Here is a 23,979-nt window from a genome sequence, read left to right on the forward strand (position 1 = left end):
AGCGGATAAATAGTGACAATGCCACACGTCTTATTAGTTTCAGGCACATCATAACATGGATGTTAAGCAGGGAAAGGTGAAATATTCAGTTAGGCTGGGTCGTGATCCAGACGTTGTTATATATAACATCATAAATATTTAAAGGGGTTTGACATGGAATGGTTAAGTGAAATTCGCAAACTTCGGGAGCACGTACCTGTCGGTATCCAGTCTGCCAGACGTTTGCTAGAGAGGACTGGCGGTAATGTTGATGAGGCCATTAAATTCTTTCATATTGATCAAATCAATCTATTGACTGCAAAAGCAGACGTCACACATCAGGAAGCAGAGAATGTTTTGTTGGCTACAAACTATGATATTGCAGAAACTCTTCGGCGTATTGATGAACAACGCTATACACTGACGGAATTGATTTTGCGTAAAAATAAGGATGCCGGAGATGCCTTAAACAAAATAGCATTGGCGATTGAATATGAGTGGTATCTCAAGCGTAAGTTTTGGTTTAGTTTTGCAGATATCCAATTATTACAGCCAGTTTTACAAACTTTTATGCTGGTTTATGAATGGCATGAATATGTTGGTTGGGAAGGAATGGATTGTGGGATCTTTTTTGAAAGTGATCATATTCACCAACAATTGCAAGCGTTGGGATTGTCAGAACTTGCCAAAAAAATGGTTACTGCAAGAATCCGATATAATGAGTTAAAAGAGAAGGTAGAAAATTTTCATGAGATTACAAAGGATGAAATATTCAAAATTCTTATCACACATTGTGACCAACTTGCAAAAGATGTTGATTCTGTGTTACTGCAATTTGTGGAGGATAATATTGAGTTTTTCCCATGTCGTCACAATGGACACGATTTTTAAAAAATCATCTCAAAATTGAACAGGCTTTTTATCTGCCTGGTAATTTCCAGGTAATGACAGGTTGAGTTCCGTTTTCATCCAAGATTCCAAATCGTTGCCAACACAGATGACATCGCTGTTATATACCGAATACACGGCATTGCTTTAAGAATGCGACTAAGCAAGCATTTAGCGATATTTATACAAGGGGATAAAAACCGGACCATGGTTAAATATTTTTTCAAGATGATCTTGGCGTAAATTTTAACTAATGGGTCTTTCTCCCCCAGGCATCAAGCTATATCACCCAACAATAACCGTCAGCGCATGATTCCCTTGTCGCAGCATACGTCGATACGCGCTAATCAGCTTTTCCATATCAAGCATGATCGAAGCAAAGAGTTGCCCCTCTAACTCTTCTGAAAAGGTCACTCCCGGATAAATCTCCATTTCATTGAGTCGCTGAATGGAAAACTGTTTACGCAGCTCACTTCGATCCAGTGATTCCAGGCGGTCGATTGTCGCGGCTAACTCCTGATTCCAGGTCAATCCCAGGAAACCATCTATGCCATCTTCGAGGCTGTGTTCACCAAGCACGGCACGACTCAGCGGATCATTCTTCGCTGGATCAAAAGCAGAGGTACCCGTTAGGCCAAAATGTAAAAAATCCCAGCGTTTATCAATATCCAGTCGCCGTAAACCTGAAAGCGTGTCATGAATATTGTCCATTAAGGGTTTTTCAGTAGACTCAAGCAGTCGGTTAATTCTTTCTGAGTCAATTTCTGCAAAATAGCCAATCATTCCCATTTATTTTTCCTCCATCGAATTTAATTTTTCGCATCTTAAAACAGACGAGGGAAAATAAAATGCGCATGTTGCTTTTTCTGGATCTTCCTCGAGAAATTTTTATTATTTACTGTTTTGCAACAAGGTTATAACGCCATCCACCACCTGAGTCATTTTCTGATAATTGAGTTTGTCTGCGGTATCGCCAGGTAAGTGATATTGTTTATTACGATAAAAAGCGGTGTCAGTAATCATTACGGCGGGAATATCGTGTTGCCAATAATTAAGGTGGTCGGAGAAATCGATACCGGGAATAAAACCAGGTGCATTAATAGAATAAACAGGCAACTCTTTTGCTGATAACAACGCAGATTTTACCTGACGCACAGCGCTGATATCCTGCACTCTACCGACGACAGCAATAAAATCACCATGGTCGGGATAAAGCCAGGACATGACAGAGTAAGGGTAATCCTGACTCCCTGGTGCGGAGTCGTAATAACCTATCATCTCCAGTGCTATCATTAATTTCACCGGACGCTCAAGCGAAGCGGCGTGTACCGCGCTCCCCATTTCATTGCTACGAAAGAAGGGCGGTTCTTCCGACGCATAGGCGACCAGTTGCACACCTATTTTCGGCGCTTGCTGCTGTAACAAACGTGCCAGTTCGAGTAATCCTGCCACGCCGCTGGCGTTATCATCCGCACCCGGCGTATAGGTTAATTGATCGTTTTCGTAACTGCTGGCAGAGTCATAGTGCGCACCAATAATAATCTGCGGTCCATCGGTAGGACCATAATCAGCAACAATGTTTTTGTAGGGGCCACCAGTAATGGGGACATCCTGCACGGTAACTCTGGCGCCGCTACTGACAAAGACCTCTTTTATATACTCTGCGGACCTATTCAGATTATCAATATTGTCGGCACTACGTGGATGCACAGTTTGTGTAAAATAGCGAACTGTTTTTTCTAATTGCTCTGGACTTGCGTGCTGGGGCGTTGGTGGTAATGCATTGACCCAGGGTTGGTAAAAAACAATCAGAGGAAGTGAACACAGGAACAATATAAAAAAGGAAAAGGTTATTTTTTTCATATATAAATTGTTGATAGGTTTCGTTGTTGAATCATTATTTGTTATAGGTTTCGAGATCGTATTTTATTAAGATTAGCCGGATTATACAAAGAGTCTATTTTATGTCTGGTGGTTGAGTTTATTTAAAAGGATTTTATATGCGAAATAAAAATATAATCATGTTGCTTATTAGTAGTTTGATTTTGTCAGGATGTGGGCCGGAATCTGATGATAAGGAAAGTCAGCAACAACAATCTACTACACCCACAGACCAGCAAGTACTTGCCGCGCAACAAGCGGCAACAAAAGTGGCGGAGCAAAGAGCCGCCGCCGCTAAAGCCGCGAAAGCAAAAACCTTAGCCCTGCATGAAGCGCAACAATCCTCAGACAAACAGGCTTTGCAGGGGCGATTGCAGGAAGCGCCAACATTTGAAAGAGCGGCTAAAGCAAAAGCTACACGTATCGCAAATCCAGGAACCGCTCGCTATCAGCTGTTCGATGATAATCCGGTTAAGCAGGTAGCGCAAAACCCGTTGGCGACGTTTAGCCTTGACGTCGACACCGGCAGCTAACGCTGAATGGGCAAAAAGCATCAATTGATAAGTTACGCTATGTCCCGGATAACAAATCAGCGAAATCAGATAAAGCGAAAGAACTGGCCTGGTTAAAGATTCGTTGGAAATACCCGCAGGGAAAAGAAAGTCAGTTAGTTGAATTCCCGTTGGCACCCACAATAAACGCACCTTCAGAAGATATGCGTTTTCGCGCAGCAGTCTCTGCGTATGGGCAAAAATTGCGCGGTTCTGAATACCTGAATAATACATCCTGGCAGCAGATCGAACAGTGGGCGCGGCAAGCAAAAGGACCGGATCAACAAGGCTACAGAGCGGAATTTATTCGCCTGATTGGGCTGGAGAAAGGTCTGGATAATTCACAAAACTAAAAATGATAAATCTGTTTGCCTGATACCGACATCAAACGTATCCGGCAAACAGATGAAAAAATGGCAAATAAGTGCGTTGGTATCATTAAATTAATCTGCCAACTAACCACCGCTTTCGACTTAAATGCTAAACACCGCGAAATCGCTCGCCAGTTCAGTTGCCGGGAAAATCGTCCGGCACTCGTGTAACAAGTGCTGACAGCCTTTATCATCATAGCGTGAACTAACATGGGTAATGATTAGCTTACCGACACCAGCTTCACGGGCCAGTGCCGCCGCCTGGCGTGTGGAGCTGTGGCCGCGACTGTTGGCTTTGGCCTCCATCGCCAAATCCAGAGTCGCTTCGTGAACCATTACGTCGACACCTTTGGCCAGCGCCAGCGCGGCATCGCAAGGACCAGTATCGCCGAAAATGGCGATCGCTTTTCCTGGTGTAGGCGCGGCTAAGTAATCAGCGCCGTTAATCTGCCGACCGTCTTCCAGTGTGACAGTTTTTCCGGCTTTCAAATCCTGAAACAATGGGCCTGGCGGTACGCCTGCAGCCTTTAATGCCTGGGCATTCAGCGCACCAGGCTTATCATGTTCTTCTACACGATAGCCGTAACACTCCAGCGGATGTTCCATCGGATAAGCTGTCACTTTACGCAAGCCATCATCAAGAATTTCGCCTGCGCTAATTTCAATAATCGCCAGTGGATAATCGGTCCACGAGCCACTAATGCGTAACGCTGTCTCAACAAATTCACGGATACCTTTCGGACCATAAATGGTTAAGGGTTGCACAATACCTGACATGGAACGACTGCACAGCAAACCGGGCAGACCGAAAAGATGATCGCCATGAAGATGGCTAATAAAAATCCTGTCCAGTTTGCCGGGATTAAACACCGTGTGCAGCATTTGGTGTTGAGTGCCTTCGCCACAGTCAAATAACCAAAGTCCGGCCTGGGTCGGATGTTGCAGATTAAGCAATATCGCCGTGACATTACGCGCCCGGGTCGGAACTCCCGCCGAAGTACCTAAGAAAATTAATTCCATAAGACCATCACATTTCTAAAAATAATCCGGCTAGTATAAGGCATACAACCAAAAGGAGCGCATCATGATCGACTGGCAGGATCTTCATCACTCTGAATTATCGGTTTCTCAGCTTTATACCTTATTACAACTGCGTTGTGCGGTATTCGTTGTCGAACAAAACTGTCCTTATCAGGATGTCGATGGTGACGATCTGGTTGGTGAAAATCGTCATATTCTCGGCTGGCAAAACGGGAAACTGGTAGCGTATGCGAGGATTCTGAAAAGTGATGATGATCTCGAACCGGTGGTGATTGGTCGCGTGATTGTCAGCGAAGCGTTGCGGGGCGAAAAAGTGGGGCAGCAACTGATGAGTAAGGCGCTGGAATCATGTACGCGCCACTGGCCGGACAAGGCGATTTATCTGGGAGCGCAGGCGCACTTACAAAACTTTTACCGCAGTTTTGGCTTTATCCCTGTGACCGACATTTACGAGGAAGATGGTATTCCCCACATTGGGATGGCGCGCGAAGTCATTCAGGCGTAATTGATAACCGTTGTCTATAGTTAGTGGCAGGTTTTAAGCAAATGGAGAACGAGAATGTCTAATCAATTTGGTGATACACGCATCGATGACGACCTGACGTTGCTGAGTGAAACACTGGAAGAAGTGCTGCGCTCCTCTGGCGATCCCGCCGATCAGAAATATGTTGAGCTGAAGGCGCGAGCAGAGAAGGCGCTGGATGATGTGAAAAAAAGAGTCAGTCAGGCTTCGGACAGCTATTACTATCGGGCGAAGCAAGCGGTTTATCGCGCCGACGACTACGTTCATGAAAAACCGTGGCAGGGGATTGGCGTTGGCGCTGCGGTTGGTTTGGTATTAGGACTGTTGCTGGCACGCCGTTAAAACCTCCCTACACTGGGGTACTGCATTTTTTTTGCAGTACCCCGTATAATGTGAGGCTTTTAACAGGGAGAGGTCCGCGTGCAATCACTCACTACGGCGCTGGAAAATCTATTGCGCCATCTGTCGCAAGAGTTTCCAGCGACGCCCGGCATTCGGGTTTTTGATGTTCCTTTCCCATTAAATGACGCCTTTGATGCCTTAAGCTGGCTGGCCAGCCAGAAAATGTATCCGCAATTTTACTGGCAACAACGCAATGGTGATGAAGAAGCTGCCGTGCTGGGTACAATAGCCAGCTTTTCGTCGCTGGCGCAGGCGCAGCGTTTTCTCCGACAACACCCGGATCACACCGACTTGCGTATCTGGGGGCTGAATGCGTTTGACCCTTCCCAGGGCAATTTACTCCTCCCGCGGTTGGAATGGCGACGCTGTGCAGGCAAAGCGACCCTTCGACTGACCCTTTTCAGCGAAAACTCCCTTCAGCAAGACGCACATCAGGCAAAGGAATACATTGCTGCTCTGGCAAACATTAAACCGTTGCCAGCTCTGCATTTAACCATCATCCAAGAAAATCACTGGCCGGACAAATCAGCCTGGACGGGGTTAATTAAACTGGCGACAGACACCATTGCTGAAGGTGAACTGGATAAAGTGGTGTTGGCGCGGGCGACCGATCTGCATTTCTCCGATTCAGTTAACGCGGCGGCAATGATGGCTGCCAGTCGTCGGTTGAACCTGAACTGCTACCATTTCTACATGGCCTTTGATGGCGAAAGCGCGTTCCTGGGGTCATCTCCTGAGCGGCTTTGGCGGCGGCGTGACAAAGCGTTGCGTACTGAAGCACTGGCGGGAACGGTGGCGAATCATCCTGATGATAAACAGGCGCAGCAACTGGGCGAGTGGCTGATGGCGGATGATAAAAACCAGCGCGAGAATATGCTGGTGGTGGAAGATATCTGCCAGCGATTACAGAGCGACACCCAGGCGCTGGATGTTTTACCGCCGCAGGTGCTTCGTCTGCGTAAAGTGCAGCATCTGCGTCGCTGTATCTGGACCTCGCTTAATACGGCAGATGATGTGGTTTGTCTGCATCAGTTGCAGCCAACGGCAGCGGTGGCAGGTTTACCGCGTGATTTGGCACGGCAGTTCATCGCCCGGCACGAACCGTTTACCCGTGAATGGTATGCGGGTTCTGCGGGCTATCTCTCATTACAACAAAGCGAATTCTGCGTTTCCCTGCGCTCGGCGAAAATCAGTGGCAATGTCGTGCGATTGTATGCCGGAGCGGGTATTGTCCGAGGCTCAGACCCCGAACTGGAGTGGCAGGAAATCGACAACAAAGCGGCAGGACTGCGCACTTTATTACAATTGGAATAGTAATGAGTCGCATCATTACCGATTCATATCAATAATCTCTTTTTGTAGCTCCTTATACTTAGCCGCAATATTGATACCGGACAAACTCATGTCAGTAAGCGCATTTAACCGACGCTGGGCGGCGGTCATTCTGGAAGCATTAACACGTCACGGCGTCAGACACGTCTGCATCGCCCCAGGCTCTCGTTCTACGCCATTAACTCTGGCGGCGGCGGAAAATTCCGCTTTCATTCATCACACTCATTTTGATGAGCGTGGGCTGGGGCATTTGGCGCTGGGGCTGGCGAAAGTCAGCAAGCAGCCGGTGGCGGTGATAGTGACTTCCGGCACGGCGGTAGCGAATCTCTATCCGGCACTGATTGAAGCTGGGTTAACCGGAGAAAAACTGATCCTGTTAACCGCCGATCGTCCTCCGGAATTGATTGACTGCGGCGCAAATCAGGCAATTCGTCAGCCGGGCATGTTCGCCTCTCATCCTACGCATAGCATTTCACTGCCGCGCCCGACGCAGGATATTCCCGCCCGTTGGCTGGTTTCTACTATCGACCACGCTTTAGGCACGCTGCATGCGGGTGGAGTCCATATCAACTGCCCGTTTGCCGAACCGCTTTATGGCGAGATGGACGATACCGGACTTAGCTGGCAACAACGTCTTGGCGACTGGTGGCAGGGCGACAAACCGTGGCTGCGTGAAGCGCCTCGTCTTGAGAGCGAAAAACAGCGCGACTGGTTCTTCTGGCGGCAAAAGCGCGGCGTGGTGGTTGCCGGGCGCATGAGTGCGGAAGAGGGCAAAAAAGTTGCCCTGTGGGCGCAAACACTTGGCTGGCCGCTGATTGGCGACGTGCTGTCGCAAACCGGGCAGCCGCTGCCGTGTGCCGATCTCTGGTTAGGCAATGCCAAAGCGACCAGCGAACTGCGACAGGCGCAGATTGTCGTGCAACTGGGGAGCAGCCTGACCGGTAAACGGTTACTGCAATGGCAGGCAAGCTGTGAACCAGAAGAGTACTGGATTGTTGATAACATCGAAGGGCAGCTTGACCCGGCACACCACCGTGGACGTCGCCTGGTCGCCAATATTGCCGACTGGCTGGAGCTGCATCCGGCTGAAAAACGCCAGCCCTGGTGCGTGGAGATCCCGCGTCTGGCTGAACAGGCAATGCAGGCAGTTGTTGCCCGTCGTGATGCGTTTGGCGAAGCACAACTGGCGCACCGCATCAGCGACTATTTGCCTGAACAGGGGCAACTGTTTGTCGGTAATAGCCTGGTGGTACGTTTGATCGATGCTCTCTCGCAACTTCCGGCAGGCTATCCGGTGTACAGCAACCGTGGGGCCAGCGGAATTGATGGGTTGCTCTCTACCGCCGCAGGCGTTCAGCGGGCCAGCGGCAAACCGACGCTGGCGATTGTGGGTGATCTCTCAGCACTTTACGATCTCAACGCGCTGGCGCTATTGCGTCAGGTTTCCGCGCCGCTGGTATTAATTGTGGTGAACAACAACGGCGGACAAATTTTCTCGCTGTTGCCGACGCCGAAAAGCGAGCGCGAGCGTTTCTATCTGATGCCGCAAAACGTCCATTTTGAGCACGCTGCCGCGATGTTTGAGCTGAAATATCATCGTCCGCAAAACTGGCAGGAACTTGAAACGGCACTTGCCGACGCCTGGCGCACTCCGACCACCACGGTGATTGAAATGGTGGTTAACGACACCGACGGCGCGCAAACCCTCCAGCAACTGCTGGCGCAGGTAAGCCATTTATGATCCTGCACGCACAGGCAAAACACGGCAAGCCAGGTTTACCCTGGCTGGTGTTTTTGCATGGTTTCTCCGGCGATTGCCTCGAATGGCAGGAAGTCGGCGAGGCGTTTGCAGACTACTCGCGGTTGTATGTTGATCTTCCAGGTCACGGCGGTTCGGCGGCAATTAGCGTCGATGGATTTGATGATGTCACCGACTTACTGCGTAAAACCTTTGTTAGTTACAACATCCTTAACTTCTGGCTGGTGGGGTACTCGCTCGGTGGACGGGTGGCGATGATGGCGGCTTGTCAGGGGATGGCGGGGCTTTGTGGCGTGATTGTCGAAGGTGGGCATCCCGGGCTGCAAAGTGCTGAACAACGCACGGAACGTCAGCTTTCCGATCATCGCTGGGCGCAGCGTTTTTGTTCAGAACCGTTAACGGCGGTATTTGCCGACTGGTATCAACAGCCTGTTTTTGCCTCGCTCAATGACGATCAACGCCGGGAGCTGGTGGCGCTGCGCAGCAACAATAACGGCGCAACCCTTGCCGCGATGCTGGAGGCCACTTCTCTCGCCGTCCAGCCTGATTTACGTGCTAACCTTAGCGCCCGCACATTTGCGTTTTATTATTTATGTGGTGAACGTGACAGCAAATTCCGCGCTCTGGCAGCGGAACTGGCTGCCGACTGCCATGTCATTCCTCGCGCCGGACATAACGCGCATCGGGAAAATCCCGCTGGCGTAATCGCAAGTCTGGCGCAGATCTTGCGTTTCTGACTAAAGGACACAATATGATTTATCCTGATGAAGCAATGCTTTACGCACCGGTTGAATGGCACGACTGCTCCGAAGGTTTCGAGGACATTCGTTATGAAAAATCCACCGACGGTATCGCAAAAATCACCATTAATCGTCCGCAGGTGCGCAATGCCTTCCGTCCTCTGACGGTAAAAGAGATGATCCAGGCGCTGGCGGATGCCCGTTATGACGACAACATCGGCGTGATCATTCTGACTGGCGCGGGCGATAAAGCGTTCTGCTCCGGCGGTGACCAGAAAGTACGTGGTGACTACGGCGGTTATAAAGATGATTCCGGCGTACATCACCTCAACGTGCTGGACTTCCAGCGTCAGATCCGTACCTGTCCGAAACCGGTTGTCGCGATGGTGGCTGGCTACTCCATCGGCGGCGGTCATGTTCTGCACATGATGTGCGACCTGACTATCGCGGCAGATAATGCCATCTTCGGTCAGACTGGCCCGAAAGTCGGTTCCTTCGACGGCGGCTGGGGAGCTTCCTATATGGCTCGCATCGTCGGGCAGAAAAAAGCGCGTGAAATCTGGTTCCTGTGCCGTCAGTACGACGCAAAACAGGCGCTGGATATGGGCCTTGTGAACACCGTGGTGCCGCTGGCCGATCTGGAAAAAGAAACCGTCCGTTGGTGCCGTGAAATGCTGCAAAACAGCCCGATGGCGCTGCGTTGCCTGAAAGCTGCACTGAACGCTGACTGTGACGGTCAGGCAGGTCTGCAGGAACTGGCGGGTAACGCCACCATGCTGTTCTACATGACGGAAGAAGGTCAGGAAGGTCGCAACGCTTTCAACCAGAAACGTCAGCCTGATTTCAGCAAATTTAAACGGAATCCGTAATGCGTAGCGCGCAGGTATACCGCTGGCAGATCCCCATGGACGCGGGGGTGGTTCTGCGCGACAGGCGGTTAAAAACCCGCGACGGGCTATACGTTTGCCTGCGTGAGGGCGAGCGCGAAGGGTGGGGGGAGATCTCCCCATTGCCGGGCTTCAGTCAGGAAAACTGGGAAGAGGCGCAAAGTGTGCTGCTTGCCTGGGTACATAACTGGCTGGCAGGCGATTGCGAGCTACCACAGATGCCTTCCGTCGCCTTTGGCGTAAGCTGCGCGCTGGCTGAACTGGCAGATACGCTCCCGCAGGCGGCCAATTACCGTGCTGCGCCGCTGTGTAATGGCGATCCGGACGATCTGATCCTCAAACTTGCCGATATGCCTGGCGAGAAAGTGGCGAAGGTCAAAGTGGGATTGTACGAAGCCGTGCGCGACGGCATGGTGGTCAATCTTTTGCTGGAGGCAATTCCGGATCTGCATTTGCGTCTTGACGCGAACCGCGCCTGGACGCCGCTGAAAGGCCAGCAGTTTGCCAAATACGTTAACCCGGACTATCGCCACCGCATCGCGTTTCTCGAAGAGCCGTGCAAAACCCGCGATGATTCGCGTGCGTTTGCCCGTGAAACCGGCATTGCCATTGCCTGGGATGAAAGCCTGCGCGAGCCGGATTTTGCCTTTGTGGCGGAAGAGGGCGTGCGTGCGGTGGTGATCAAACCCACGCTCACGGGCAGCCTGGAGAAAGTCCGCGAGCAGGTGCAGGCGGCGCACGCGCTGGGGCTGACGGCGGTGATCAGTTCTTCCATCGAGTCGAGCTTAGGCTTAACGCAACTGGCGCGGATTGCTGCCTGGTTAACGCCAGACACCATTCCGGGGCTGGATACGCTGGATCTGATGCAGGCGCAGCTGGTTCGTCGCTGGCCGGGTAGCCCGCTGCCATTAGTGGAAGTTGATGCACTGGAGCGGCTGTTATGATCTTCTCTGACTGGCCGTGGCGTCACTGGCGGCAGGTGCGGGGAGAAGCCATCGCCTTACGTCTTAATGACGAGCAACTCAACTGGCGCAAGCTTTGTGCTCGCGTCGATGAATTAGCCTCCGGCTTTGCGGCGCAGGGTGTGGTTGAGGGCAGCGGCGTAATGTTGCGGGCGTGGAATACGCCGCAAACGCTGCTGGCCTGGCTGGCGTTACTGCAATGTGGGGCGCGGGTGCTGCCCGTGAATCCACAACTGCCGCAACCGTTGCTTGAGGAATTGCTGCCAAATCTCACTCTGCAATTTGCGCTGGTGCCGGAAGGGGAAAACACGTTTCCGGCGTTAACGTCGCTGCACATTCAGCTGGTTGAAGGCGCACATGCCGCTGCGTGGCAGCCGACGCGCCTGTGCTCAATGACGTTAACCTCTGGCTCCACTGGCTTGCCGAAAGCCGCAGTTCATACTTATCAGGCCCATCTTGCCAGTGCCGAAGGGGTGTTATCGCTGATTCCGTTTGGCGATCACGATGACTGGTTGCTCTCTTTGCCGTTGTTTCACGTCTCTGGTCAGGGAATTATGTGGCGCTGGTTATACGCTGGTGCGCGGATGACGGTACGTGATAAACAGCCATTGGAGCAAATGCTGGCAGGCTGTACTCACGCTTCACTGGTGCCAACACAGCTCTGGCGTTTGCTGGTTAACCGCAGTTCAGTTTCCCTGAAAGCGGTGTTACTTGGCGGCGCGGCAATTCCGGTTGAGTTGACGGAGCAGGCGCGCGAGCAGGGCATTCGTTGCTTTTGCGGCTATGGTCTGACGGAGTTCGCTTCCACGGTTTGCGCGAAAGAAGCGGACGGCCTGGCTGACGTCGGTTCGCCTCTGCCGGGGCGGCAAGTAAAAATCGTTAACGATGAAGTGTGGCTGCGGGCTGCCAGTATGGCAGAAGGTTACTGGCGTAACGGGAAACTGGTGCCGCTGGTTAATGACGAAGGCTGGTACGCCACGCGCGATCGCGGTGAGATGCATAATGGCAAGCTGACCATTGTCGGACGTTTAGACAATCTGTTCTTCAGTGGTGGCGAAGGCATTCAGCCAGAAGAAGTCGAACGTGTGATTGCCGCGCATCCTGCGGTTTTGCAGGTGTTTATCGTCCCCGTTACTGACAAGGAGTTTGGTCATCGACCGGTAGCGGTGGTGGAGTATGACCACGAAACCGTTGATCTTAGCGAATGGGTGAAAGACAAGTTGGCCCGTTTTCAACAACCGGTGCGTTGGCTGACGCTTCCGCCGGAGCTGAAAAACGGCGGCATTAAAATTTCACGTCAGGCATTAAAAGAGTGGGTGCAACGCCAGTATTAAGAAATCATTAGTTTCATCTCTCATTTCCGCTATTCCATTGCCATTGATAATGAGTTTATCTGTTAATCTGTAAATTAATGTGACAATTCTTATCAGGCAGGATAGTGCAATGGAATGGCTGGTTAAAAAATCATGCAGCGATAAACAAGACAACAGACATGTACTGAAGCTTTGTGATACTGGCGGCACGATAAAAATGATTGCCGAAGTGCAAACTGACTTTAGCGTTAAATCAGGTGACCTGCTTTCTCCGCTACAGGATGCGCTTTATTGCATCAACCGGGAAAAACAGCGCACGGTGAAAGTCATTTCGGCGAGCAGTTATAGTGTTGAAGAATGGGGGCGACAATGTCAGTCTGGCTGCAAAAGTTAGCAGCGTTGTTTTGCTGCTGGTAGAAAAATCAGCGTTAATCCACCCATAATACAGGCTACGCCCAGCATAGCCTTCAACGAGAAGGTCCCTTCCCAGCCGGGAAGTACCATTGATGCAATCCATACCAGTACATAACTCATACTCAGTAAGGCATAGGCTTTGCTGAGTGCCAGCCGATGCAACGCCTTATACCAGCAAAAAACGGAGATCAGATAGCCAACCAGGCCGACGACCAGCATCCGGGCACCGAAATCAAAAGTAAAAAGCGCCGCGATAAAATTCCATAATTGCGTCATCGGCGGCAGATGATTCGCCGCAAAACCGAGGCTTAATTGCGCAGCAGAAGCAATAATGACGCTGAATAATCCCCACATCAGGCCCATTACACCGTACTCCCGAGAATCACAATGCCGCCAATAATGAAGGCCACCCCACACCAGTGACGAAAAGACACTGGTTCGTGCCACAGTTTTACTGCTGCCAGCGTCACCCAGACAAAATTCAGGCTCAACATTGGATAGGCAATGCCTACCGGCACGTTCTGTAATACCAGCAGCCAGAGCACCATTGCCAGCCCCAGACACATCAATGCCAGCGCCAGCCACAGTGCAATATGTTTGCGCCGTTTACTTATTGCCACAAAGCGAGTTGCCTGTTTCTGGCAGAGCTGCCCGGCTACGCTAAGCAGGCTGGCAAAGACTAAAATCAGCCAGATCATTTGGGCCGATACTGAATGAGCACCAGACGCCCCTGATGATCGATAGCATCTGCAGGTGGAATGGCAAGGCTGTTGATATCCTCATCGCGATCTACCGAAAGCACGAGAGTAATAATCCCCTCCTGGCGATGTTGAGTAAGCCAGCTGGCGAAATCATCACCGCTGACAAATCTGCCTTTCGCATCCGGATAATTGAGGCCATATTTCAACTCCCCCGTCTGGCGATACATGATGATGTCATCGCGTTGCAGACTCCATGCCAGACCTGCGGCAACGCCGACGCTATCAGTAAGAATATAGCGGCTCGGCTGGAGTGATTCTTGCGTCATCTCGACAAAAAATTGCGGATGTTTGCCTTCCATGACTCTATCGGGGATCGCAATACCCACGAGCAACGCCAGCCCCAACGGACAAAGCGCCGCAAAGGGCCAGTTTTTTTCCACGTTCGTTAACGTATACCAGCCGAAAAATGCCCACAGCGAAAAAATCGACCATGCGCAAAAGACCTTATAGATTTCGAAAGCCTGCCAGACGGGGGTGCCCATGGGGCCCCAGGGCGAAACGATAAACGTGGCAATAATGCCAGTGACGCCAAATGCGATATTGATCCAGCCATTAATCCGCAACGCCAGAGGATTATTTTTTGCTGCCTGCAACGCGTAATACGCCACCAGTATTGCCAGAGGTGCAAAGCAGGAAAGAATATAGGTCGGCAGCTTGCCTTTAGCGACGGAGAAAAACAGCAGTGGCATCACCGTCCAGCTCAAGAGATAGACGGTTGCGGAATGGTTGCGGTTTTTCCAGCCAGAACGCAGCGCACCGGGGAGTAATCCCAGCCATGGCAGGCTACCGGCAATGATGATAGGCAAGTAGTACCAGAACGGGGCTTTATGTTGGGCATCATCCATCGCAAAGCGTTGAATATGCTCAATCCAGAAAAAATAGTGCCAGAAGTCAGGCTCCCGTTGCGCTATTGCTAACCCCCAGGGGAGAACCGTCAGTACACAACTGATGATTGCCAGCCAGCCGTAAATAAAGAAATCTTTCCAGCGTTTTTGCGTCGCCACCCATGGCAGCACGCTTAATACCGGCACGGCGAGGGCGAGAAAACCTTTGGTCATTACCCCCATACCGCAGGTGATTCCCAGCAGTAAAAATCCCGCGCTTTTGCCTTTCCACGTTTGCGCATCCATTGCCAACCAGAAGCTACACATTCCCGCCACCAGCCAGAATGCAATAAACGGATCGAGCACGGCGTAAGTGCCGATGGCGTAGACAATAAGCAGCGAGAGATAAATCACAGCGGCGAGTAGTGCCAGACGTTTATCGCGCCATAAGCGCAGAGTAAACCAGGTCACCAGCGCGGCGGTTAACAGAGTCGCAAAGATAACACCTGCTCGCACACCAACGTTATTCGCGCCAAACAGCCATTGCCCAATACTGTTAATCCAGTATCCGGCAATCGGTTTTTCGAAATAACGTAGCCCTAACAGATGGGGCACAATCCAGTCGCCGGAAGCCAGCATTTCCCGACTGATTTCCGCATACCGCGTTTCATCAGGTTGCCAGAGCAGGCGATAATTAATCGGCAAGAGATAATAGACGGTAATAAACGCAAAGAATGCTGCGTAATAGCGAATGGATTTCATGGACGAGTTCCCGCAACTTGTTGGCAACCCAGCCAGCCTTCACGTCCAGCGATTCTTCCACGCACCACATGTCCGAGCGGCAACGTCTCCGGCAGCAGCTCGCCTAATGGACAAAACGTAATGCCTTCACGGGCGGCACGCTTCAGGAGATCAACAAAATCAGGATGATAAGCACAACCTTCAACTTCAGCATGGATGGTATAAACCGGCGTCCCTTTATCTCGCAGGATGCGGTTGAGTAGCCAGCCGTTAAAATCTTGCGCTTTCACATCCCGGCCAATCACTTCATCCCAGGTAGGTAATGTCACTGGAATTTGTGCAGTGCCAGGTTTTCCTGATTCGAGCAAGGGACGAAACGGCATCGCCCCACGACAATCGCTGTTGTAGCGCAAATGGAACGCTTCTTTTGCTTCGATCACCTGTTGGTCGGCACGCCAGCCAGCGGCAGCGGAGCAGGTTATCGGTTGGCCGATAATCTCTTCCAGGGTACGAAGGCCGCGGGCAATATCGTCTACCATTGTTTGCCGATCCCAGTTGCCGCTATGGGCTTGCCAGGCGTGGTGATCCCAGGCGTGCAGGCCGACTTCGTGGTATTTAGCCGCTTCACGAATGATATCGGCATTGGCATGACCAATCTCTTTTCCTGGCCATGCCGTACCTGCCAGTAAAATATCCCAGCCATAAAGCGATGCCGCGTTTGAGCGCAGCATCTTCCACAAAAACTGTGGCTTCACCAGTCGCCAGAGATGGCGGCCCATATTGTCCGGGCCGACGCTGAAAAAAATGCTGGCCTGAATATTATGCTTACTTAAGGTTTCCAGCAGACGTGGCACCCCTTCGCGGGTGCCACGAAAAGTATCGACATCAATACGTAAACCTACTTTGGTCATGATGACTTATCCGTAAGATCGACAGTGCGCAGGAAGAAATCCAGCGTCTCATCGATGGTTTCCTGCATATCAATTTTCGGTTCCCAGCCGAGGCAACGGCGGGCATTGCGGATGCTCGGTTTACGATGCTCTACGTCCTGATATCCTTTGCCGTAGTAGCTGCTACTTTCTACCACGCGAAAGCCCGCAAACGGTGGGAAGTGATGGCGCAGCGGATGTTTTTCGAAGCTCGCCAGCAGCATCTCGCCGAGCTCTTCAATACTCGCTTCGTTATCAGGATTGCCAATGTTGATAATTTCGCCGTCGCAGCGATTTCCCGCATTTTCGATAATGCGGTATAACGCCTCGATACCATCCCGAATATCAGTAAAGCAGCGTTTTTGTTTTCCGCCATCAATCAGCTTAATCGGTGAACCTTCCACCAGATTGAGAATGAGTTGCGTAATAGCGCGTGAGCTACCAATTCGCGCAGCATTAAGGTTATCCAGTCGTGGCCCCATCCAGTTAAACGGGCGGAAGAGGGTGAACTGCAACCCCTCTTTTTCGCCATACGCCCAGATCACCCGATCAAGTAATTGTTTTGATACTGAATAAATCCAGCGTGGTTTATTCACCGGGCCGACGATTAAATTAGAATGGTCCTCATCGAAGTATTTATCGCTACACATCCCATAAACTTCTGAAGTCGACGGGAAGATGATTCGCTTACGGTACTTCACGCAATAACGGATAATGCGCAGATTCTCTTCAAAATCGAGTTCAAATACGCGTAGCGGGTTGCGGGTATATTCAATCGGCGTGGCTATCGCCACCAGCGGCAACACGACATCACATTTTTTGACGTGATACTCAATCCATTCGGAATGAATGCTGATATCGCCTTCAACAAAATGAAAATGCGGATGATTCAGAAAACGGCTTATCGCGTCGCTGCCAATATCCAGACCGTAAACTTCATAGTGATCTTCGCGCAGCAGGCGTTCTGTCAAATGGTTACCGATAAAGCCATTCACTCCGAGGATGAGTACCCGGGTACGGCGTCGGGCGGCACAGGCAGGCTGGCTATTCAAGCGTGAACCTTGCACCAGGCCCAGTGTCTGCGCTAATTGCGAGCCCTGCATAGTAATGCCGTCGCCCGCTTGTCCGGTGACGATTTCCAGCGCTCCATCGCCACAGGCAATCAGCAACGGCGCAACAGAAATCACGCTTCCCGGCTGCGCTGCGGATGTATGAGGATGTACGCGTGACGACCAGACGGTAAATTTTTGATTACCAACATAGCTGAAGGCACCCGGCCACGGATCGGCGACGGCGCGGACCATGTTATGCAATACGGCTGCCGGTTTGTGCCACTCGAGGAAGCTGTCTTCTGGTGTTCTGCGACCAAAACAGGTGGCTTCGTTCTCGCGTTGGGCTATTTCCAGAATCTTACCGTGTTTAATGGCGGGTAACGTCTGTTCCAGCAACTGACGCGCGTCATGGCACAATTTATGATGCAGCGTAATGGCGATATCATCTGGCGCAATGGCAACGCGCAGTTGGGCAACAATGGTCCCGGCATCGGCACGTTTAACCATTCGGTGCAATGTTACGCCCGTTTCCGTTTCACCGTTCACCAGCACCCAGTTCAGCGGCGCGCGACCACGATATTTTGGTAACAGCGAACCATGCAGATTAAATGCACCTGCGGGAGCGAGCTGTAAAATCTCATCGCTAATGAGATGGCGATAATAAAAAGAGAAAATCACCTCTGGTGACAGTTGGGCAATGCGTTCCACCCACAGCGGATGATTAATGTTATCCGGCGCGTAAACCGGAATGCCTCTTTCCGCCGCCAGGCGAGCGACTGAACCATAAAAGGCTTTTTCGCCAGGATTATCAGTATGGGTAAAAATGGCGCTAATTTCGTAACCGGCAGCCAGCAGGGCTTCAATACCGAGGCATCCCATATCGTGGTAGGCAAAAACGACGGTTTTCATTATTCATTTTCCTTGCTGGATGGACGGATAACTTGCTGAACAAAATAGCGGGGACGGGCGCGGACATCGGTGTAGATCCTGCCAATATATTCACCGAGCAATCCCATGCCGATAAACTGAGCGCCAATAAAAGTAAACAGCACGGCAAATAGCATAAAGACGCCTTCTGCCGCCCATTGTGGTCCGAAGGTCAGGCGTAAAATCACCAGCAGTACCGCAATGCTGAAACCCCCAATCGCAATCACGCTGCCGAGAAGACTCAGCATACGTAGCGGTGTGGTCGTGAGGCAGGTCACCAGGTCGTACATCAAATTAATCAGGCGCATAAAGCTGTATTTAGATTCGCCATACTCACGCTCGGCATGATGCACCGGAATTTCAATGGCGCGGCGAGCGAAGATATTCGCCAGAATCGGGATAAAGGTGCTGCGTTCATGGCAGTGCAACATGGCATCGATAATATGACGGCGATAGGCGCGTAACATACAGCCATAGTCGCCCATCGCTTTGCCGGTAGTGCGCTGAATAAGCCGGTTAATCATCTTCGATGCCGTTTTACGAAACCAGGTATCCTGGCGATTCTGGCGCACAGTACCCACTACGTCGTAACCTTCATCGGCTTTTTCTACCAGACGGGGGATCTCCTCTGGCGGATTCTGGAGATCGGCATCGAGGGTAATAATTAAGTCGCCGGTAACGTGGCTGAAACCTGCCATGATCGCCGAATGCTGTCCGTAATTACGATTAAGCAAAATAGACACGATGTGGCTGCCCTCTGCTTGTGAGGCATCGACGAGCATTTGTGCAGAATTATCGCTACTGCCGTCATCAATCAGCAGGATCTCATACTCTTTCCCCAGCGATTCACAGGCTGCGGTGGTGCGCCTGATTAATTCCGGTAAGCTTTCCTGCTCGTTATAGACGGGAATAACCACCGAGACTTTCTTAACAGGGTGGATTTCAAACATGGCTTATTGTCCTGCGAGTTGCTGAAGGGCCGCGATGACGCGGTCGGCATCGGCGGTGGTCATATCTGGAAAAAGCGGCAACGAACAGATGCGTTCGCTGTTCCATTCGGTATTCGGTAACGACAGCGTGGGAAAACGCTCGCGATAATATTTTTGCGTGTGAGCGGCGCGGAAATGTAACCCGGTGCCAATGCCTTTTTCTTTTAACGCTTCCATCAACGCATCGCGGCTGATACCACAACGTTGTTCATCAACACGAATAATAAACAGATGCCAGGCGTGAATGTGCGGCCATGCGGGAAGGCTTAAAGGCTGGAACGGGAGAGCTGCCAGTGCTTGCTGATATTGCAGGGCAATTTCCCGACGACGGGTGTTTAGTTGCTCTAATTTGGCTAACTGTGTCAGGGCAATCGCGGCGTTAATATCGGTCAGATTGTACTTGTAGCCCGGCGTTAATACTTCTGCCTGCGGCGCGCGGCCCCAGGTTTGTCTGTCATATGCATCGACGCCCAGACCATGAAATTTCAGCATACGTAGCTGGCGGGCGAGGTTTTCATCATCAGTAACAATCAGGCCGCCTTCTGCACAGGTAATATTTTTGATGGCGTGAAACGAAAAAATAGCAGTACCTTTCGCACCAATATGTCGGCCTTTGTAATACGTACCGACGGCATGGGCGGCATCTTCAATAACCGCGATACCGTAACGTTCGCCAATGGCGCGAATGGCGTCAATATCTGCTGGCGCACCGGCATAATGCACTGGAATGATGGCTTTGGTACGCGGCGTAATGGCTGCTTCGATCGCTTCAGGCGTGACCATTAGCATATCGCGATCGACATCTACCATTACCGGCGTAGCGCCCAACAAAGAAATCATATTAAGAGTTGATACCCAGGTCAGAGAAGGCGTGATCACTTCATCGCCAGCACCTATCTCCAGCGCCATCAGCGTGATATGCATTCCGGCTGTGGCTGAACTGACCGCGATGGCATGTTGATTTCCCGTCAACTGGCAAAAGGCTTGTTCAAGCGCCTGATTCTTCGGACCTGTGGTGATCCATCCAGATTCGAGAACATCTTTAACCGCAGCGAGTTCTTCCACACCCATTGCCGGACGTGAAAAGGGCAAAAAATCTGACATTATTATTCCTTCGGCCATTGAATACTTTTCCCATCTATTCACTAATATTTGTTATAGGGAGCGTTATATGTATTTTGCCATTTGGCGTAAAATTCTAAGGGTAGAATATTAATTTAACCTTAAGGAACTAATATAGTACTTAAATATTAGTTTTTTTCGTTTTTTTATCTTTTTCAGGCTTTTCATTTGACAAGATTTAAGGCATTTTGCGTGCATCGTAATGTTTTAATACTATCCCCAGCCCCTATTTTCCGGTGAAAATGTTATTTTTTTTCACGGTCATTTAGCTGGCTACGCGTGTCTATAGGTGGAGCTTAAGTGTTAGCTTTTTGTCGGACTTCGATGAAGTCTAAAAAATATATCTTCATTTTACTGGTGCTTGCTGTAATTGCCGGGTTGGGTAGTCATGCAGCCTGGAGTAGCAATGGGTTACCACGAATCGACAATAAAACGTTGGCCAGGCTGGCGCAGCAGCATCCGGTGGTGGTTCTGTTTCGCCATGGAGAACGCTGCGATCGTTCCTCCAATCAATGCTTGTCAGACAAAACAGGTATTACGGTAAATGGCTCTCAGGATGCGCGTGAACTGGGCAAAGCCTTCAGCGCAGATATCCCTGATTTCGATCTTTATTCCAGTAATACCGTTCGGACTATTCAGTCGGCAACCTGGTTTTCTGCGGGCAAAAAACTGACGGTAGATAAACGACTGCTACAATGTAGTAATGAGATTTATAGCGCAATTAAAGACTTACAAAGTAAAGCGCCTGATAAAAATATTGTTATCTTCACCCACAATCACTGTCTGACGTATATCGCGAAAGATAAACGTAACGTGACATTTAAACCAGATTATCTGGATGGACTGGTGATGCATGTGGAAAACGGTAAAGTTTTACTGGATGGGGAATTTGTCAATCACTGATCTTTGAATCTGACAGCCAGTAATGGCTGTCATCACTATCACAGAAGACCCTTCAAACGTAATGTTTTCTTGGTCGCAACATTCAAATCGTATTGCGCCAGATCTTCAGGTTTTACCCACGCGTATTCCTGAAACTCTTCGTTTATTTTCACTTCACGGTTGGCAGAAACACAGTCAAAGATCAGGTAAATCATATAAATCTCTTCCTTACGACCATCTGCATATGTCTTAGTGCGAATGTCATCGCTGAAAGTCCACGGAGTGATGTCGGTAAGAATCAGTTGCTCGCCTAACTCTTCTCTGATTTCACGGCGTAATGCTTCTTCAATACGTTCGCCAGGTTCCACGCCACCACCCGAAAGCGCCCATTGACCCGGGAAAACGCCGCGATCGTCAGCCATTTTGCATAGCAGATAAGCACCATCATTTTGAATCAAAGGGCAAACAATAGTCCGTTGTCGCACAGGGATGTTCCTTATAATCGAAAATAAACCAAGAGAATACGGCAACTCAGAAATATGCGAAAGTGACATTAGTCTCTTTTGCGATGATAACTGCGCTGATTATTATTTTGGTTTATAACGTAAATCATGTTTATTTTTTCGGCGTTAAATTATTAAAGACGTATTTAGTTACAATAAGTTAGCAGATCGCTTTTTTCACGCATTGAATCCTCTGCGTCAGGCAGTACAATCCCGCAGCTTTGGGGAATGTTGATTATCTTCTTGCGGAAAAAGGTAAAAATGAAAAAATTTGCGCTACCAGTTCTGGCTGGAATGCTGTTGGTTTCTGCATCGGCAAATGCGATAAGCATCAGCGGCCAGGCAGGTAAGGAATACACCAATATTGGCGTCGGTTTCGGGACCGAGTCTACGGGACTGGCGTTAAGCGGTAACTGGACACATAACGACGACGACGGTGATGTCGCGGGCGTGGGGTTGGGCCTGAATCTTCCTCTGGGGCCGTTAATGGCAACTGTAGGTGGGAAAGGTGTTTATACCAACCCGAATTACGGCGATGAAGGTTACGCGGCAGCAGTCGGTGGTGGTTTGCAGTGGCAAATTGGCGACAGCTTCCGTCTGTTTGGCGAGTATTATTACTCTCCGGATTCGCTCTCCAGCGGTATTCAAAGTTATGAAGAAGCGAATGCTGGCGCGCGTTATACCATTATGCGTCCAGTCAGTATTGAGGCAGGCTACCGTTATCTGAACCTGTCGGGGAAAGACGGCAATCGCGATAATGCCGTGGCTGACGGCCCTTATGTCGGGGTTAACGCCAGCTTCTGATACCTTCCGGCGCGGCGTTCTGTCGCGCCATTCAGTTTCTTACTACGCCTTATCTCCCTTTGCGTTATAGTGATTCGATAACAAAAGCAGGAGATAACCATGTTAAAAGTGGAAATGCTATCCACCGGGGATGAGGTGTTACACGGGCAAATCGTTGACACGAATGCAGCCTGGCTGGCCGACTTTTTCTTTCATCAGGGCTTGCCGCTATCTCGCCGTAATACGGTAGGCGATAACCTTGAAGATTTAGTCACCATTCTTCGTGAGCGCAGTCAGCACGCCGATGTGCTGATCGTCAACGGCGGACTGGGGCCAACCAGCGATGATTTAAGCGCGCTCGCTGCTGCGACAGCAAAAGGTGAAGGTCTGGTGCTACATGAAGCCTGGCTTAAAGAGATGGAACGTTATTTCCGCGAACGTGGTCGCGTGATGGCGCCGAGCAACCGTAAACAGGCAGAATTGCCAGCGAGTGCCGAGTTCATCAATAACCCCGTAGGCACCGCCTGTGGTTTTGCCGTGCAGCTTAATCGTTGCCTGATGTTCTTTACCCCCGGCGTACCGTCAGAATTTAAGGTGATGGTCGAGCACGAAATCCTGCCGCGCCTGCGCGAGCGTTTTTCTTTACCGCAGCCGCCGGTTTGTCTGCGTTTGACTACCTTTGGTCGTTCGGAAAGCGATCTGGCACAAAGCCTGGACACTCTACAACTGCCGCCGGGAGTAACAATGGGCTATCGCTCCTCTATGCCGATAATTGAACTGAAGCTGACCGGACCGGCAAGCGAGCAACAGGCGATGGAAAAACTGTGGCTGGACGTTAAACGTGTTGCCGGACAGAGCGTGATTTACGAAGGCACCGAAGGACTGCCCGCGCAGATCAGTCGCGAATTGCAAAACCGCCAGTTCAGCCTGACGTTGAGCGAGCAATTCACCGGTGGTTTATTGGCTTTGCAACTTTCTCGCGCAGGTGCTCCATTGCTGGCGTGTGAAGTGGTTCCTTCACAGGAGGAAACCCTGGCGCAAACTGCGCACTGGATTACAGAACGGCGGGCCAACCATTTTGCCGGGCTGGCACTGGCTGTTTCGGGTTTCGAGAACGAATATCTCAACTTTGCGCTAGCCACGCCGGACGGCACTTATGCTCTGCGCGTACATTTCAGCACTACGCGCTACAGTCTGGCTATTCGTCAGGAAGTGTGTGCAATGATGGCGTTGAATATGCTGCGCCGTTGGCTGAACGGTCAGGACATCGCCAGCGAGCATGGCTGGATTGAGGTTGTTGAGTCCATGACCTTATCCGTCTGATTCAGTCACGCTGTGCCGGTTTACTGCACCGGCACATACCCCTCCCGCAAATTTGTCCAACCTGTTGTACTCAATAAGAAAAAATCCGTGCGCTGATTCA

Annotated in this window: 24 protein-coding genes and 1 pseudogene; 14 read left to right on the plus strand and 11 right to left on the minus strand. The window is 50.6% G+C overall.

Going from position 1 to position 23,979, the window contains the following annotated elements; translation table 11 throughout:
• Positions 1-153 precede the first annotated feature (153 nt).
• Positions 154-870 (plus strand): hypothetical protein, encoded by a 717-nt coding sequence (locus FEK43_RS10375; RefSeq protein WP_135407468.1) that lies wholly within the window; start codon positions 154-156, stop codon positions 868-870.
• A 282-nt stretch (positions 871-1,152) separates the two neighbouring features.
• On the opposite strand, the gene FEK43_RS10380 is transcribed toward FEK43_RS10375, so the two are convergent.
• Together FEK43_RS10380 and FEK43_RS10385 are read right to left on the minus strand one after the other, a co-directional pair.
• Positions 1,153-1,656, minus strand: a complete 504-nt coding sequence (locus FEK43_RS10380; protein ID WP_135407465.1) for a YfbM family protein — start codon at positions 1,654-1,656, stop codon at positions 1,153-1,155.
• 102 nt (positions 1,657-1,758) lie between these two features.
• Positions 1,759-2,730: a M28 family metallopeptidase gene (locus tag FEK43_RS10385; protein WP_135407463.1), complete on the minus strand. Its 972-nt coding sequence runs from the start codon at positions 2,728-2,730 to the stop codon at positions 1,759-1,761.
• A 137-nt stretch (positions 2,731-2,867) separates the two neighbouring features.
• On the opposite strand from FEK43_RS10385, the pseudogene FEK43_RS10390 reads away from it, so the two are divergent.
• A pseudogene (locus FEK43_RS10390) lies at positions 2,868-3,652 on the plus strand (von Willebrand factor type A domain-containing protein).
• Positions 3,653-3,772: 120 nt separating this feature from the next.
• Here the strand turns inward: FEK43_RS10390 and rbn are convergent.
• Positions 3,773-4,690 carry a ribonuclease BN gene (rbn, locus tag FEK43_RS10395; protein ID WP_135407461.1) on the minus strand — a complete coding sequence of 306 codons (918 nt, stop codon included), beginning with the start codon at positions 4,688-4,690 and terminating at the stop codon, positions 3,773-3,775.
• 64 nt (positions 4,691-4,754) lie between these two features.
• Between rbn and FEK43_RS10400 the strand changes: the two genes are divergently transcribed.
• The 9 genes from FEK43_RS10400 (at position 4,755) to pmrD (ending at position 13,023) form a co-directional block, all read left to right on the plus strand.
• The gene (locus FEK43_RS10400) at positions 4,755-5,216 is read left to right on the plus strand and encodes a GNAT family N-acetyltransferase (protein WP_135407459.1); all 462 of its coding nucleotides are present in this window, start codon (positions 4,755-4,757) and stop codon (positions 5,214-5,216) included.
• Between the two features lie 54 nt (positions 5,217-5,270).
• Positions 5,271-5,576 (plus strand): stress response protein ElaB, encoded by a 306-nt coding sequence (gene elaB, locus FEK43_RS10405; protein WP_000070621.1) that lies wholly within the window; start codon positions 5,271-5,273, stop codon positions 5,574-5,576.
• 78 nt (positions 5,577-5,654) lie between these two features.
• Positions 5,655-6,950 (plus strand): isochorismate synthase MenF, encoded by a 1,296-nt coding sequence (menF, locus tag FEK43_RS10410; protein ID WP_135407457.1) that lies wholly within the window; start codon positions 5,655-5,657, stop codon positions 6,948-6,950.
• An 88-nt stretch (positions 6,951-7,038) separates the two neighbouring features.
• Positions 7,039-8,709 (plus strand): 2-succinyl-5-enolpyruvyl-6-hydroxy-3-cyclohexene-1-carboxylic-acid synthase, encoded by a 1,671-nt coding sequence (menD, locus tag FEK43_RS10415; RefSeq protein ID WP_135407455.1) that lies wholly within the window; start codon positions 7,039-7,041, stop codon positions 8,707-8,709.
• Positions 8,706-9,464, plus strand: a complete 759-nt coding sequence (gene menH, locus FEK43_RS10420) for a 2-succinyl-6-hydroxy-2,4-cyclohexadiene-1-carboxylate synthase (RefSeq protein ID WP_130207192.1) — start codon at positions 8,706-8,708, stop codon at positions 9,462-9,464. The genes menD and menH overlap by 4 nt, the downstream gene beginning before the upstream one ends.
• A gap of 14 nt (positions 9,465-9,478) precedes the next feature.
• Complete coding sequence (gene menB / locus FEK43_RS10425) at positions 9,479-10,336, plus strand: 1,4-dihydroxy-2-naphthoyl-CoA synthase (protein ID WP_000639996.1); 858 nt, start codon at positions 9,479-9,481, stop codon at positions 10,334-10,336.
• Positions 10,336-11,298: an o-succinylbenzoate synthase gene (menC, locus tag FEK43_RS10430; protein WP_135407453.1), complete on the plus strand. Its 963-nt coding sequence runs from the start codon at positions 10,336-10,338 to the stop codon at positions 11,296-11,298. The genes menB and menC overlap by 1 nt, the downstream gene beginning before the upstream one ends.
• The gene (gene menE / locus FEK43_RS10435) at positions 11,295-12,650 is read left to right on the plus strand and encodes an o-succinylbenzoate--CoA ligase (RefSeq protein ID WP_135407450.1); all 1,356 of its coding nucleotides are present in this window, start codon (positions 11,295-11,297) and stop codon (positions 12,648-12,650) included. Before menC ends, menE begins: the two co-directional genes overlap by 4 nt.
• Positions 12,651-12,759: 109 nt before the next feature.
• Complete coding sequence (gene pmrD, locus FEK43_RS10440; protein ID WP_130260550.1) at positions 12,760-13,023, plus strand: signal transduction protein PmrD; 264 nt, start codon at positions 12,760-12,762, stop codon at positions 13,021-13,023.
• Here the strand turns inward: pmrD and arnF are convergent.
• The 7 genes from arnF to arnB are packed head-to-tail and all read right to left on the minus strand — an operon-like array spanning position 13,020 to position 20,370.
• On the minus strand, positions 13,020-13,406 hold the full coding sequence (gene arnF, locus FEK43_RS10445) for a 4-amino-4-deoxy-L-arabinose-phosphoundecaprenol flippase subunit ArnF (protein WP_130260549.1): 387 nt from the start codon (positions 13,404-13,406) through the stop codon (positions 13,020-13,022). The two genes, pmrD and arnF, sit on opposite strands and share 4 nt — an antisense overlap.
• Positions 13,406-13,741 (minus strand): 4-amino-4-deoxy-L-arabinose-phosphoundecaprenol flippase subunit ArnE, encoded by a 336-nt coding sequence (gene arnE, locus FEK43_RS10450; RefSeq protein WP_130207182.1) that lies wholly within the window; start codon positions 13,739-13,741, stop codon positions 13,406-13,408. Before arnE ends, arnF begins: the two co-directional genes overlap by 1 nt.
• The gene (arnT, locus tag FEK43_RS10455) at positions 13,738-15,390 is read right to left on the minus strand and encodes a lipid IV(A) 4-amino-4-deoxy-L-arabinosyltransferase (RefSeq protein ID WP_135407448.1); all 1,653 of its coding nucleotides are present in this window, start codon (positions 15,388-15,390) and stop codon (positions 13,738-13,740) included. Before arnT ends, arnE begins: the two co-directional genes overlap by 4 nt.
• Positions 15,387-16,280, minus strand: coding sequence for a 4-deoxy-4-formamido-L-arabinose-phosphoundecaprenol deformylase (arnD, locus tag FEK43_RS10460; protein ID WP_130207178.1), 894 nt, complete (start codon positions 16,278-16,280; stop codon positions 15,387-15,389). The genes arnT and arnD overlap by 4 nt, the downstream gene beginning before the upstream one ends.
• A complete protein-coding gene (gene arnA / locus FEK43_RS10465) occupies positions 16,277-18,259 on the minus strand; it encodes a bifunctional UDP-4-amino-4-deoxy-L-arabinose formyltransferase/UDP-glucuronic acid oxidase ArnA (RefSeq protein WP_135407446.1) in 1,983 nt (660 codons plus the stop codon). The genes arnD and arnA overlap by 4 nt, the downstream gene beginning before the upstream one ends.
• A complete protein-coding gene (gene arnC / locus FEK43_RS10470) occupies positions 18,259-19,227 on the minus strand; it encodes an undecaprenyl-phosphate 4-deoxy-4-formamido-L-arabinose transferase (RefSeq protein ID WP_130257477.1) in 969 nt (322 codons plus the stop codon). The genes arnA and arnC overlap by 1 nt, the downstream gene beginning before the upstream one ends.
• Positions 19,228-19,230: 3 nt before the next feature.
• A complete protein-coding gene (gene arnB / locus FEK43_RS10475; RefSeq protein ID WP_130260546.1) occupies positions 19,231-20,370 on the minus strand; it encodes a UDP-4-amino-4-deoxy-L-arabinose aminotransferase in 1,140 nt (379 codons plus the stop codon).
• 318 nt (positions 20,371-20,688) lie between these two features.
• On the opposite strand from arnB, the gene ais reads away from it, so the two are divergent.
• The gene (gene ais / locus FEK43_RS10480) at positions 20,689-21,291 is read left to right on the plus strand and encodes a lipopolysaccharide core heptose(II)-phosphate phosphatase Ais (protein WP_130260545.1); all 603 of its coding nucleotides are present in this window, start codon (positions 20,689-20,691) and stop codon (positions 21,289-21,291) included.
• 38 nt (positions 21,292-21,329) lie between these two features.
• Here ais and nudI read toward each other — a convergent pair whose 3' ends face one another.
• The gene (nudI, locus tag FEK43_RS10485; protein WP_130207172.1) at positions 21,330-21,755 is read right to left on the minus strand and encodes a nucleoside triphosphatase NudI; all 426 of its coding nucleotides are present in this window, start codon (positions 21,753-21,755) and stop codon (positions 21,330-21,332) included.
• A 279-nt stretch (positions 21,756-22,034) separates the two neighbouring features.
• Between nudI and FEK43_RS10490 the strand changes: the two genes are divergently transcribed.
• A complete protein-coding gene (locus FEK43_RS10490) occupies positions 22,035-22,577 on the plus strand; it encodes a YfaZ family outer membrane protein (protein WP_130207171.1) in 543 nt (180 codons plus the stop codon).
• 99 nt (positions 22,578-22,676) lie between these two features.
• Complete coding sequence (locus tag FEK43_RS10495) at positions 22,677-23,879, plus strand: nicotinamide mononucleotide deamidase-related protein YfaY (RefSeq protein WP_135407444.1); 1,203 nt, start codon at positions 22,677-22,679, stop codon at positions 23,877-23,879.
• Positions 23,880-23,979: the final 100 nt, after the last annotated feature.

It is taken from the genome of Escherichia sp. E2562 (assembly GCF_005781075.1).
Taxonomy (GTDB): Bacteria; Pseudomonadota; Gammaproteobacteria; order Enterobacterales; family Enterobacteriaceae; genus Escherichia.